Annotated in this window: 12 protein-coding genes and 1 tRNA gene; 8 read left to right on the forward strand and 5 right to left on the reverse strand. The window is 66.6% G+C overall.

Annotated elements, in window-relative coordinates; genetic code table 11:
- Window positions 1-403: 403 nt before the first annotated feature.
- From LuPra_RS29235 to LuPra_RS29255, 5 genes are all read left to right on the forward strand, one after another.
- Window positions 404-763, forward strand: coding sequence for a PadR family transcriptional regulator (locus LuPra_RS29235; RefSeq protein WP_110174042.1), 360 nt, complete (start codon window positions 404-406; stop codon window positions 761-763).
- 63 nt (window positions 764-826) lie between these two features.
- On the forward strand, window positions 827-3472 hold the full coding sequence (locus tag LuPra_RS29240) for an ABC transporter permease (RefSeq protein WP_110174043.1): 2646 nt from the start codon (window positions 827-829) through the stop codon (window positions 3470-3472).
- 173 nt (window positions 3473-3645) lie between these two features.
- Window positions 3646-4911: a dipeptidase gene (locus LuPra_RS29245; protein ID WP_110174044.1), complete on the forward strand. Its 1266-nt coding sequence runs from the start codon at window positions 3646-3648 to the stop codon at window positions 4909-4911.
- 39 nt (window positions 4912-4950) lie between these two features.
- Entirely contained in the window at window positions 4951-5412 is a 462-nt protein-coding gene (locus tag LuPra_RS29250) for a DinB family protein (protein ID WP_110174045.1), read from the forward strand.
- A gap of 189 nt (window positions 5413-5601) precedes the next feature.
- Window positions 5602-5677: transfer RNA gene (locus tag LuPra_RS29255), tRNA-Ile, on the forward strand.
- A gap of 325 nt (window positions 5678-6002) precedes the next feature.
- Here LuPra_RS29255 and LuPra_RS29260 read toward each other — a convergent pair.
- Window positions 6003-6317, reverse strand: coding sequence for a hypothetical protein (locus LuPra_RS29260; protein ID WP_110174046.1), 315 nt, complete (start codon window positions 6315-6317; stop codon window positions 6003-6005).
- Between the two features lie 573 nt (window positions 6318-6890).
- Here LuPra_RS29260 and LuPra_RS29265 point away from each other — a divergent pair.
- The 3 genes from LuPra_RS29265 (at window position 6891) to LuPra_RS29275 (ending at window position 10580) form a co-directional block, all read left to right on the forward strand.
- Window positions 6891-7397: a hypothetical protein gene (locus LuPra_RS29265; RefSeq protein WP_157899835.1), complete on the forward strand. Its 507-nt coding sequence runs from the start codon at window positions 6891-6893 to the stop codon at window positions 7395-7397.
- A gap of 427 nt (window positions 7398-7824) precedes the next feature.
- Window positions 7825-8511, forward strand: a complete 687-nt coding sequence (locus LuPra_RS29270) for a YybH family protein (protein WP_157899836.1) — start codon at window positions 7825-7827, stop codon at window positions 8509-8511.
- A 326-nt stretch (window positions 8512-8837) separates the two neighbouring features.
- Complete coding sequence (locus LuPra_RS29275) at window positions 8838-10580, forward strand: tetratricopeptide repeat protein (protein WP_201792169.1); 1743 nt, start codon at window positions 8838-8840, stop codon at window positions 10578-10580.
- A gap of 56 nt (window positions 10581-10636) precedes the next feature.
- On the opposite strand, the gene LuPra_RS29280 is transcribed toward LuPra_RS29275, so the two are convergent.
- From LuPra_RS29280 to LuPra_RS29295, 4 genes are all read right to left on the reverse strand, one after another.
- Entirely contained in the window at window positions 10637-10933 is a 297-nt protein-coding gene (locus LuPra_RS29280; RefSeq protein WP_110174049.1) for a hypothetical protein, read from the reverse strand.
- 42 nt (window positions 10934-10975) lie between these two features.
- The gene (locus LuPra_RS29285; RefSeq protein WP_110174050.1) at window positions 10976-11368 is read right to left on the reverse strand and encodes a DUF488 domain-containing protein; all 393 of its coding nucleotides are present in this window, start codon (window positions 11366-11368) and stop codon (window positions 10976-10978) included.
- Between the two features lie 27 nt (window positions 11369-11395).
- Window positions 11396-12349: a threonine ammonia-lyase gene (locus LuPra_RS29290; RefSeq protein ID WP_234800607.1), complete on the reverse strand. Its 954-nt coding sequence runs from the start codon at window positions 12347-12349 to the stop codon at window positions 11396-11398.
- A 101-nt stretch (window positions 12350-12450) separates the two neighbouring features.
- Window positions 12451-13311, reverse strand: coding sequence for a ThuA domain-containing protein (locus LuPra_RS29295; RefSeq protein WP_234800608.1), 861 nt, complete (start codon window positions 13309-13311; stop codon window positions 12451-12453).
- Window positions 13312-13348 lie beyond the last annotated feature (37 nt).

Here is a 13348-nt window from a genome sequence, read left to right on the forward strand (position 1 = left end):
GCGGCCGGTGGAAATGCCGGAATGCCGCAATGCCGGGAATGTCGAAATCACAGGATGTAGCCGTCGACCTTCCGCCTTCGCCAGAGGCTACGGCGGACAAGTCAGGTCGACGCTCAAGGGGCGCCCACACAGGGCGCCCCTTTTTCATTCACGGCGAACGCCGAATGCCGCACGCTGACCCGCCGAGAACACGTGTCCGGCGGGTAGTCGGCGCCGCCACTTTGTTTGTAGGCGTCGACCTTCCGCCTTCGCCAGACGCTACGGCGGACAAGTCAGGTCGACGCCTCCCGACTGGTTCTCGACCTGTCGCCAGATAGTTCGTCCCAACTTTCATTGTTCTGCCTGCCTTTTCTCCACTAGATCATCTTGTGGAGAGGCCTGTGGTCGGGCTACGCTTCGACACATGCCGCGCCGCTCGTCCGCTTCGCTCGACGCTGATCTCCTTCAGGGCACGCTGGATCTGCTGATCCTGCAGACGTTGCAGCCCGGTCCGGCGCACGGCCACACGATTGCCCACGTCATCGAGCACCGCTCCGACGCGCTGCTCCAGGTCCAGCACGGGTCGCTCTACCCCGCCCTGCACCGCCTCGAGGACCGTGGCTGGGTCGCCTCGTTCTGGGGCACGTCCGAGAACAACCGCAAGGCCCGCTACTACCGCCTCACGCCCACGGGACGCGAGCAATTGGCCACGCGCACCAGTCGCTGGCAGGAGCTCGTCGCCGCGGTCAACCAGGTCCTGAAGCCCGTCGAGGAGTCGCGATGAACCAGGTCGTCCTCAGTCGCGCCGAGGAGCGACGGTAGGGCCGGCTCTCCGAGCCCGACCAACATGACCATGGCGTGGCGACGCTTCTTTCGGCGGGCGTGGTGGGACGACGAGCGGACTCGTGAACTCGAGTCGTACCTCGAGCTGGAAACCGACGAGAACATCGCGCGCGGCATGACGCCCGACGACGCCAGGGCCGCCGCCCGACGCAAGCTCGGGAACACCGGGCGGATTCGCGAAGAGATCTACGCCATGAACACCGTCACGCTGCTCGACTGGATTGGACAGGACATCCGCTACGCCGCCCGCGTCCTGCGGCGCAACCCGGGGTTCACTATCGCGGCCGTGCTCACGCTCGCGCTCGGTATCGGCGGTGTCACCGTCATCTACAGCGCGCTTCGCAACATCCTGCTCGATCCGTTCCCGTACGCGAAGTCGGATCGGATGGTGAACGTGTGGGTCGTCGACACCGAGACGGGCCGCCGCTGGAGCGGCGGGGCGATGGGCCAGGACGAGTTGCTCGACTTCTGGCAACAGCAGACCGTGTTCGAAACCGTCGTGGCCAGCGCGACCGACAACGCGATGATGCGTACCGGGACGGGCTCGGACATCGTGTCCCTCTCCGAGATGACGCCGAACACGTTTCCGTTTCTCGGCGTGCCACCGCTCAAGGGCCGCGTGTTCACCGAGGACGATGCCGGGCCCGGCGCGGGCCCGGTCGTCGTCCTCGACCATGGCGCCTGGATCGAGAAGTTCGGCGGCCGCGAAGACATCCTCGGGCAGGTCGTGACCGTGGCCGACGTGCCGCGCACCATCATCGGCGTGATGCCGCCCCGTTTCGCGTGGCAGGCGCCCCACATGTGGGCCCCGTTGACGCTGCGGCGCGGCGCCACGCCACCGGACGACCGGCGATGGTGGTACCAGGCCCACCTCAAGCCCGGCGTCACGCTGGCGGAGGCATCGGAGCGCATGACGGCCGTCGCGCAGCGTCGTGCCGCCCTGCATCCCGACGAATATCCGCCGCATCTGCGCATGGAGGTCCTCGACCTGAGGTACCGGGTGGTTGGCCCCTTCAGCCGGGTGCTCTACACGCTGCTGGCCGCGGTCGTCCTGCTGCTGCTCATCGCCTGCTGCAACGTGTCCAACATGCTGCTCGCGCGGGCGACAACGCGTGAGCGGGAGATGACACTACGGGCCGCGCTCGGTGGCGGACGCCTGCGCATCATGGCGCACCTGTTGACCGAATCCGGCCTGCTTGCGCTGTGTGGCGCCATCGGCGGTTGCATCCTGGCATGGGCTGGCATCCGCGCGGTGGCGACGATCCTGCCGCGGCAGGGCGTGGCCTTCGAAGTGCAACTACGGCTCGTGCCCGAAGCACTCGTCGCGAGCCTCGCGTTGGCGGTATTCACGACGATGATCGTCGGGATCGTGCCGGCATGGAACGCTTCGCGGCAGGACCTCGTGAACGGGATGAGGGAATCGGGCAAGGGCTCCGGCGCCAGCAACAAGCACGGATGGCTGCGGCATGGGCTTGTGGTCGCCGAGGTCGCCACCTCGCTGGTCCTGCTGCTTGGCGCGGGCATGCTGATCCGGAACTTTGCCTCGCTGGTGTCGGCCGATCTCGGCGTGAACCCCAAGGGGCTTGCCTCCGTTGCCCCCCGGTTCGAGAAACGCGATGAGCCCGGCCCCGCCCTGCGACATCAGTACTACGTCGATGCGGTCGCCCGCGCCCGAGCGGTCAATGGGGTCACCGGTGCGGCACAGGTGTCGAACTGGCCGTACGGAGGTTGGCAGATGACGGCCAACCGCCCCGGCATGCGGGCACCTGGCGGGGCGGAGTTGGTCGTGACCCAACTCTGCGACGAGCACTACCTCGGGCTCGTGCGCCTCGAGCCTCTCAGGGGCCGCACCCTGGCTGCGGCCGACGTGAGCAGCGCCGCGCGCGTGGCGGTCATCAGCCGCTCACTCGCGGAGCGATACTTCGGCAATGAAGACCCGATTGGGCAGTATCTCGACCTGCCAGATCTGGCGAGAGCACCTGCTTACCTGAACGATTCGCGCTTCAGCATCATCGGCGTCGTGAACGATGTCCGTAACCAAGGTCCAGGTGACGTCCCGTTGCCGGGCGTCTACTTGCCAACCACCACCACTCTGTTCGGCAACACGGCGCGGCAGATCCTGGTGCGCACGACGGGTGATGCCGCAGCCGTGCTCCCGGCCCTCGAACGCGCCATCCGGACTGTCGACCCCAACGTGCCGGTCCGGCCCGGGTCGACGCTCGAAAACGACCTGCGGCGCCGCTTCCACGCGCAGCCTCGTTTCAGTCTCGTGATCCTCACGGTGTTCGCTGGCGTCGGCCTGACGCTGGTGGCAGTCGGCGTCTATGGCGTCATGGCCTATGCGGTCTCGCGGCGTAAGCAGGAGTTCGCCATCCGCATGGCGCTCGGTGCGACCAGGTATGACGTCGTGCGCACGGTACTCCGGTCGGGCACCGCCTTGCTTGGCATCGGCATCATCGCCGGACTGGGGATGAGCAACATCTCCACCCGCCTGGTCATCACCAGCGTCATCGGCCCGAGTGGCCCCGACGTGCGTCTGTCCGGCATCGTCGCCGTTGCCGTGATCACGGCCGTCGGTCTCGCGGCCTGCCTGCTGCCGGCCCTGCGAGCCTCGCGCACGAATCCGATGACGGCCTTGCGTCAGGACTGAACAGGGACCGGGCACCGGGCACCGTCGTCCGGGCCACCGGGTGCCGGGCACTGCGCCTGGAACCCGGAACGCGGGGCAGACGTGCCGCCGTAGAAACTCGGGATTGCCGACAAGGTGTCGCGTTCAGCGTTCGGCGTTCGTTCCCTGCGGCGTCTCTGGCACAATCGTGCGACATGAATCGCGCTCGCCGCCTCACTCTCGCATTCGCTCTCGTTGCTGTCCTCACATCCGGAAGGGTGGCGGCAGGACAAACGCCCGATGCCGCGATCGTCGGCAAGGCCAAGGCCATCCACGAGCGGGTGATCACGCTCGACACGCACGTCGACATCGACGCGCGCAACTTCACGGCTGGTCCGCGCGACTATGCGCACGCGCTCGACACGCAGGTGAACCTGCCGAAGATGGAGAAGGGTGGCCTCGACGCCGCGTTCTTCATCGTCTATGTCGGGCAGGGCCCGCAGACTGCCGAGGGCTACGACAAGGCGTATGCCCAGGCCATTGCCAAGTTCGACGCCATTCATCGGCTGGTCGACGTCATCGCGCCGGATCGGATCGGGCTGGCGCTCACCACCGCCGATGTCAGGAAGATCGCCGCGTCAGGGCGCAAGGTGGCGCTGATCGGTGTGGAGAACGCGTATCCCGTTGGAACGGACCTGTCGCGCATCAAGGAGTTCTACGACCGCGGCGGTCGCTACCTGTCGCTGGCGCACAACGGGCACAGCCAGTTCGCCGACTCGAACACCGGCGAACGGGACGGCAAGTGGCAGCACAACGGGTTGAGTGATCTCGGCAAGCAGGCGATTGCCGAAATGAATCGCGTCGGCTTCATGATCGACCTTTCGCACCCGTCCAAGCAGGCGAACCTGCAGGCCATCGCACTGTCGAAGGCCCCGGTCATCGCGTCGCATTCGTCGGCACGGGCGGTGGCCAACCACAGCCGGAACCTCGATGACGAGGAACTGATGGCCATCAAGAAGAGTGGCGGCGTGGTGCAGACGGTGGCCTTCGACGGTTACGTCAAGATCAAGCCGCCCGACTCGCCCGAGCGTGCGGCTGCGATGGCCGAGGTGCGCAAAGCAATGCCGACGGGCGGGCCTGACGAGATGACCGACGAGCAGCGTGCGCAGTTCCGCGTGAAGATGGCGGAGGTCAACAAGGCGTTTCCAGCGTCCCGGGCGACGGTCGCCGACTTCGTGAATCACGTCGACTACCTCGTGAAGAAGGTCGGCGTTGATCACGTCGGCATGTCCTCCGACTTCGACGGCGGCGGCGGCGTGGACGGCTGGAGCGGCGCCGACGAGACGTTCAACGTGACGCTCGAACTCGTTCGCCGTGGCTACACGGAGGAACAGATCGGGAAGTTGTGGAGCGGCAACCTGCTGCGGGTGATGGACGCAGTGCAGAGGGTCGCGGCGAACCTGCAGGCGGCGACGAAGTAGGGCCTACGCTGGCGAGTACGGGCCAGTCAGGGGGACGACGTGGACGAGAAGGCGCTGTTTGTCGGCTTCTGGACCAACGAGTCACAGACGACACGCAAGGTGCTGTCGCGCATACCGGAGGGCTCGACGTACAAGCCCGATCCAAAGTCGCGCACGGCCCACGACATCGCGTGGCAGATCGTCTGCGAGGAGAAGATGCTCATCGAGGCGATGGAGAGCGGCGTCGCCGAGTGGGCGCCGCCTCCCCTGCCCGCGACCATGGCGGAAGTGCTCGCCAGCTACGACGCGCAGAGTGCCGGTCTGCCGGAACGGTGGGCAGCGCTGCCAAACGAACGCTGGACTGGCACCATGGACTTCTTCGGCAGCATACGGCCGGCGGCACCGATGGCGTGGAGTTTCCTCTTCGACATCGTCCATCACCGCGGGCAGATCAGCACGTATCTGCGTCCCATGGGATCGACCGTGCCGCAGATCTACGGACCAAGCGCCGACGAGCCCTGAGCGCGATCGACGACACGGCCTCTGGCAGCCGTTGGCGTACCGTTCGAACCGTTCCGGCATCACGGGCTGCCTTGCGACTGACGACGAACCGGCGTACGTGACACAATCGCAGAGCCGAGCGTGCCAACGGGCCGACAGGCGTCAGGCGTTAAGCGTTAAGCGTTAAGCGTTGCTGTATCCACCACGAGTGGGCCCATAGCTCAGCGGTCAGAGCCGCCGGCTCATAACCGGCCCGTCCCAGGTTCGAATCCTGGTGGGCCCACCACTCCTCGCTTCGCTCGTCGTGTGGGCCCACCCGCCTTCCGCCTCACGGCTCCGCCTACGGCTCGCCTCGAGGTCGAATCCTCACGACTGCGTCCGGTTCCGGCGCGCGCTCGTCCTGTGGGCCCACCCGCCTTCCGCCTCACGGCTCCGCCTACGGCTCGCCTCGAGGTCGAATCCTCACGACTGCGTCCGGTTCCGGCGCGCGCTCGTCGTGTGGGCCCACCCGCCTTCCGCCTCACGGCTCCGCCTACGGCTCGCCTCGAGGTCGAATCCTCACGACTGCGTCCGGTTCCGGCGCTTCGCTCGTCGGGTGGGCCCACCCGCCTTCAGGCCCTCCGGCTCCGGTCCTCCGGGCCTCGCCTACCGGGCTCGAATCCTGACGAACTGCGCCCGCCTCCGGCGCTTCGCTCGTCGGGTGGGCCACCCGCCTTCCGCCTGCGGCTCGCCTCGAGGTCGGCGATCTCGCGGGCCAACTGGTCGCGCTCGGCTTTCAGCGTCTTGATGGTCTCGCGGTAGCTCGATTCGATGTCGGAATCGGTTTCCCGTGAGAGTTTGCTCGCCAAGCCCCGGACCTCCTCGCCCTTGGCGTTGTGGCGGGCCTGCGGCGTGCGCAGGTCGCGCAGGCGGGCCTCGCGCTGCATGATGACGCCGCTCTCCTTTTCCGGAGCAGGATGGACGCGTGTTGGTTAGCGGCGACGTCAACGCAATCGACACGGTCGATGACCAGATCCACAAGACGGTTAGGCATCGATCTCCCCTGTGCTTTCATCACGTGATGAAAGGTAAGAACTACATGCCCGATGGCGGGCCGAGCGCGCGCCCGCCCGTCCGGCCATCAAGGCGCACACCGAGGTCATCAGCGTGCGAGCCGAGGGGAGCAGATGTCTTCCGCAGTTGGGGTACCGGACACGCTGAGGCGAGATTCCGCCGCGGGGGCCACGCTTCGAGGAACGCATGTCGGTGAAGACACCCGACGAAACAGGCCGTCGCCAAGGGCGCATAGAATTGACTTCCAATTTTCCCGAAGAGGTGGGCAAATGCCGAAGGCTAGTGCGCTCCGCTGTCTGATCGTGCTCTTGATGACGTCTCTCCCGAGGGAGGCTCCAGCCCAAGCGCCGCCGTCACCGTTTGCGGCCATCTATCCTGGCCGGTGTGAAACGCCGGCCAGTGAGCGCACTGGGGATGCCGGTTGCTACTTGCTCACAACCGAACCCATGGACGGATTATCCGAGGCGGTCTACTGGCATCTCTACACCTACCCGACACTGGCCATTGCGCAAGCGGCACGGTCCCGCAATGGTGTCGCGGTGCAGTCCCATGGCAAGTTCTGGGTGTTTACAGTCGCCGACCAACAATGGAAACCGGCGAATGGAGAGCGCGTGGCGGTCATTGGACCCCTCCATCTCGAGCGCGGCGCCCGATACACGGCGCGGTATATGGAATCAATCCTGCCGCCGGAGATGAGAGGGGGGGCCGGGCATACGCATTCTGGACCGGAGGCCTTCTACGTGTTGTCAGGCGCGCAGTGCCTGGAGACACCAGATGGCACAACGGTGACCAACGCCGGCGAGAGCGTCATCATGCACACTGCCCACCCGATGACTCTGAGCGGCGTCGGGGCCGAGAACCGCAGGGCCGTGTTCATCGTTCTCCACGACAGCGCCCAGCCGTGGATCACACGCGGGGGAACGTGGACTCCACCAGGTCGTTGTCCTCGATGACCTTGGAAGGGTGCCGGGAGCTGGGGCGGGTGCGTCACGCGGCCATGCCGGCTCCCGCCATCAGGACACCCGCTGGAGCACGGCTTCCGGGTAGCGTCAGAGAGTGCTTGCAGGCCGCCCTTCGGGCAGGTGTCGCAGGCAGGTTCGTATCTGTGTGAGTACTACGGGCGCGACAGCCGATCCGAGGCGGGGATCGGCTGTCTGTCGCGGGGCTGGGCTACTTGGCGGCGGATCGGGGGGCGGATCGGCGCTGATCGGCGAGATTTCCGAGCGAACAAGTCGCTGCAGGGACGCGGCGGGGTCGGTGGCGAGGGTTTCGCGCGGGTTCGTACCGAATCTTCACGACTGCGTCCGGTTCCGGCGCGAGCTCGTCGTGCGGGCCACCAGCATTCAGGCCCTCCCACGCTTCAGCGTTCGACGTTGGTCGATGTGCCGTTACCTCGTCGGCGACACTGTCGAGACCGGCTCGGCCCGCGGCGTCGTCGAGGCGATCGAGGTCCGCACGCGCATGCTCGACGACGATGGCCGGCGCCACATCATCCGCCATGCGGACGTGGGCCGGGTTGTTCTCGTTTCCGACAAGGAAATCGCCTGGAACTCGAGGGCTATGCTGATACATCGGCACTCGCGTCGCGTCGTTTCGCGCCTCGTGAGTCAGGATCGACAGGCGAGGTCCTTCATGACGAACCCGGAAGATGAACGTGCAGTACTCATGCGTGCGAGCCGCGAGTGGGCCCACGCTGCCGCGAGCGGCGATCTGGAACGCGCGCTTGCCTATTGGACCGACGATGCCATCTTGCTGCCGCCTGATCAGCCGGCCGTCGTTGGCAAAGATGCAATCCGGGCATGGATTCGACAGGCCTCGTCCATCCCCGGATTCTCGATTACCTGGGAGCCGGAACTCGCAACGGTGTCGAACGGCGCCGACGTCGGCTATCTGGTCGAACGCAATCGCATGACGTTCCGCGACGTGTCCGGTGAGTTGAAGACCCAGTACGGGAAGGCCGTGACCGTGTGGCGCAAGCAGGCGGATGGCGGTTGGAAGTGTGTGATCGACACATGGAACACCAGTCCGGTGGAACGAGTGCTTGCAGCCAACGGGCCAGGGACCTGACTTCTCAGCGCCAGCACCCGCTGACGATCCACGTCCGAGAGCGATTCGGCTGCGGCCCTGCCGACAAACCCTCGAGCCGACCAGTGCGTGCAGGAAATGGCGCATGCCTGGCCGCGTCGCCGAGATCGCGCGGCCGGTCAAACCAGTTACCCCTGGGGAAGCGGCATTCGCCCCAGGGACCTGTTCGCCCGGACTCACCTGATCGTTTTTCACGATGCCGGTGTGGAGGCTGGGCCCTGCCGGCCCGCTTGCGGTAAAGCGGATGTTTGGTCCGCGCACTGACGCGCCCCCTCTCCGTGGCACCGGGTTCAGAAGGAGGTACATCCATGCAAATGAGGCTCACTCGCGCCGCCTTCCTGTCGGCCACGATCCTGCTCGGTACGATTGCCTTCGCCCAGGCGCCGGCGCCTTCGGCATCGGGTTCCCACAAGCATTACGAGTCAGGTGGTCCGGCTGCGCAGCCCGGGCCCAATGGCGAGGTTGCGCCACGGTTACAGAACCTCGGCACACATACGTTCCCGGTCAGTACCAAGAGCGCCAGCGTACAGCGCTTCATCAACCAGGGCCTCAACCTGGCGTATGCCTTCAATCATGCAGAGGCACGGCGCGCCTTTCGTGAGGCGGCCCGCCTGAGCCCGAGTCTCGCGATGGCCTACTGGGGCCAGGCGCTCGTGCTTGGACCCAACATCAATGCGCTCATGGAGCCCAATGACGAGCCGCACGCCCTCGAGCTCGTGAAGAAGGCCCAGTCGCTGAAGGGCACCGCCACACCGCGCGAACAGGCGCTGATCGACGCCCTCGCAGCGCGCTACTCCGGCACCCCCGAGCACCGCACGACCAACGATCGCGCGTACGCCGAGGCGATGCGCAAGGTGCACCAGCGTTTCCCCGACGACCCCGACATCGCGATGCTCTACGTCGAGTCGATGATGGACCTGCGCCCCTGGGGCTACTGGATGCCCGATGGGCGGCCGCACGAAGGCACCGCCCAAATCGTGGCGCTCACGGAACAGATGATCCGCAAGTACCCGAAACACCCGGGCGCACTCCACATGTACGTGCATCTGGTCGAGCCGACCAGCACGCCCGAGCGGGCCGAGAAGGCCGCCGACATCCTGCTGACGCTGATGCCCGCGGCGGGCCACATGGTCCACATGCCATCGCACATCTACCAGCGCGTCGGTCGGTACGCGGACGCGATGGAGAGTAACCGCCTCGCTGTGGCCGCTGACGAGGACTACATCGCCCAGTGCCGCGCCCAGGGCCTGTACCCGATGGGGTACTACCCGCACAACGTGCACTTCCTGTGGTTTGCCGCCGCCGCGGACGGCCAGAGCAAGGTCGCGATCGACGCGGCACGCAAGGTCGCTTCGCGCGTCGAGGAGGCACAGCTCGCGCAGTTGCCGATGCTGGCCGGCTTCCGTGTCGTTCCGTACTGGGCCCACGTCCGGTTCGGGCACTGGCAGGAGATGCTCGCCGAACCGGAGCCGCCCGCTGGCAGCCCGTTCCTGCGCGGCGCCTGGCACTACGCGCGCGGCCAGGCCTTCGTCGCCACGGCGGATGTCGCCGCGGCAGAGCGCGAGCTCGCGGCTCTCGTCGCGGTCCTGCCCGACAAGAGCCTCGACCAGCCGCTCTTCTCACCCAACGCCGGACGCGCCATCCTGTCCATCGGCGTGCCGGTCCTCGCTGGCGAGATTGCCGCGGCGCGTGGCGAGTTCCCCAACGCCATTGCCCGCCTGGAGGAAGCCGTGCGCCTCGAGGACGCACTCGTGTACACCGAGCCATCCGAGTGGCATTCGCCGATGCGGCTCGCGCTCGGTGCCATCCTGCTCGAGGCCGGTCGCCCGGCCGAGGCCGAAACGGTCTACTGGGAAGACTTGCGACGCGGGCGCGACAACGGCTGGGCGCTCTTCGGCGTCGTCCAGGCTCTCCGCGCACAGGGCAAGGACGCCCAGGCCGCGATTGCCGAGGCTCGCTTCAAGAAGGCGTGGGCACGCGCGGACATCACGCTGACCGCATCGCGCTTCGGGCGTCCCGTCAGCGTCTCCTCGCGTGCGGCAGGACGCTGACCCGAACCTGCGTTGCCTGGTCGAACGGCGCCAAGGCCGACCGACCAGGCGCGACATCAGGGAGCCGTGACCCGGATCCGGAACGGCATCCGGTAGGTGCCCTCCTGGGTCGTCACCTGTTTGCCCGAGCCGGTGGTGTAGTTGCTCAGGGACGCCACCATTTCAGCGGTCGCCTCGATGATCCACTCATTGGCGCCTGTCCTGGTAACGCTCAGGTAAGTCGACCCTGCCGCCTGACGTGGGTCGAAGCGCACCGTCCAGTTCAGGGCCCGGCCGGACGGATCCGCGAAATTGATGAAGGACCGGGCGGGCGCCGTCTGGCCCACCATGAGGCTCTTGAAGCCGTTCGGCAAGGTGGTCCCCTGCGCGTCAACGACGGCCGTACGTGAACCAGGTCAGGGCTCGCGCACGATTGCACCGCGCTCGACGAGCAACTCGCGCAACACCGAGCGGTGACACCGCGCTTCGTCCTCGCAGTAGCACCCGACCGAGAGATTTGTCTGCTGCGAAAGCGCCGCGAGCAGATCGAGAAGGCGTGATGGCTCCGGGGCGTTCATTTCCGCACGGTACTTGCGCGTGAACATCGCCCACGCCTTGTCGTCGGCCGCGTTCTGCCCAACGGCGACGAGACCGTCGCTCGGGGCGAGCGTCGGCATCCACACGTCGTAGAAATCTCGCGACGCGAATTCGGCCTTCGGTACGCCGCGCGGAGGCCGGCGTACCGTGCCGATGCGCACACCCTCTCCGGCAATCCTCGACGTTCCGAGCCGGACGATGGCAATGGGCATGAAATGGCTCCTGCGGTGCGGCGCGTGTCAGGCAAAGCGGCCGTGGTAGTCCACCCAGTCCTCCAGCGATACGTTGCCGCCGCAGATCACGAGGACCACGTGACTGTCGGACGAGAACGCCTCGCGTACCCGGCGGGCGGCGGCCAGCGTGCACGCGGCAGCGAGTTCGGCGTTGACCTTCGTCCGTTCGAGCAGGTGGCGGGCCGCTTCGTAGGCCTCGCGATCGGACACGAGGACGTAGCGCTGCGCGTGCCGCCGCACGATCATGAGCGCGTCCTCGGCGACATACGGCGCACTCAATGTGCGTGCGAGCGACGTCGGCGTGACCTCGACCACGCGTCCGGCTTTCAGTGCCTGGCCCATCGCGTCGGCTCCCTCGGTCTCTACTCCCCAGACACGGATGCCCGGGATGAGCGCCTCGAGCGCCACAGTGATACCCGCGATCAGGCCACCTCCGCCGATGCTGATGACGATGTCGGTCACCTGTGGCAGATCCTCGTGGACCTCGAGTCCGATCGTGCCGACGCCAGCCATCTGGTGCGGATTGTCGAACGGGTGCAGGAGGCACGCTCCGGCCGCGCGCAGCGCCTCGGCCCTCGCAAACACTTCCGGGAACGTTGCCGCGAGCTCGACAGTCGCTCCATATCCACGTGTCGCCTCGACCGATGCCTTCGGTGCCGTCGTCGGCATGCACACCATCGTCGGGGTGCCGAGCGTGTCTCCGGCATCGGCGAGCGCCTGGGCGAAGTTGCCGCCGCTGACGCCGACGACGCCGTGCGCACGTTGATCGGGGGTGAGGTGGAGGATCTGGTTGAAGGCGCCTCGGGGTTTGAACGAGCCCGTGCGCTGGAAGAGCTCCAGCTTCAGGTAGACGTTCGTGCCGAGTTGGTCGCTCAACGTGCGACTGCGCTCGAGCGGCGTGCGCCGCACGTATGGCTGGACTCGTGGTCGTGCCGCCAGGATGTCGTCGAACGTGATCATCGTTAATCGCGAATCGGCCTTCGGCATTGGGCCTTCGGCCTTCGGGTTCAGCGCTCAGCGTTCACTGCTCGGCGTTCAGCGTTTGGCGTTCAGCGTTCGTCTCAATCCCCCTTCGGCACTTTCGACAAATCGAAGCTCTCTGGCGCGACGTAGGGACTGACGGGTGTCGCGTTGGCGCCCCCCTGCGGCACGTCCTTGCCGAGCGCCCACAGGATGCCGTTGACGACGAGGCGCCGCATCGATTCCTGCGAGAAGTCGGCAGGATGTCCGAGCGTGGTGAAGAACACCCGGGTGCCGTTGTGCCCGCGTGTCCAGGCAACGGGCTGATGTGGCGGATACTGCTCCGCCCTGGCCGTCTGTTGCGAGTTGATACTGTCACCTTCGAGCAGGATCGTCGCCGGCCCATTGAGCGGCAGCACGTGATACAGCCATGAGCGCGCCGGAAACGGCGTCACGCCACGCAGGATCGGGTGCCCCGCCTGGGCCTCGTTCACGGTGACCGACGTCGACGACTTGTTGCCGTGGTGCGTAATCCATTTCTGTCCGAAGACGTCGCGCCCGAAGCCGTCGTTGAGCGCCACGTGCGGACTGCCTTCCGGGTAGAGGAAGGCATGGGTACTCGTGCGCAGGCCGACCACCGGCTTGCCTGCGTCGACGTACTTCGTGATGCGTGCGAGTTGCTCGTCTGGCAGCGCCCGGAAGCGTGTGAACATGACCATCAGGTCGGCGGTCTCGAGCGCCTCGAGCCCCTCGATGTTGGTCTTGGTCTGCGGGATCGGCCTGGAGATCGCGACCGACGTGCGCATCCCGTAGTGCTTCTCGAGGATGGCCGCAATCATCGGCATCGTGATCTCGGAGCGGTACTCGTCGTCTCCGGTCACGAACACGACATGCGGCACGCGCCCCTGCGCGAGCACACCGGACGACGCGCCGTACGTCAACGCCGCCCCGACCACACCCATCGCCAACATCACGGCGCCCAACGTCCTGCGTGACCTG

Source organism: Luteitalea pratensis, from assembly GCF_001618865.1.
GTDB classification, from domain to species: domain Bacteria; phylum Acidobacteriota; class Vicinamibacteria; order Vicinamibacterales; family Vicinamibacteraceae; genus Luteitalea; species Luteitalea pratensis.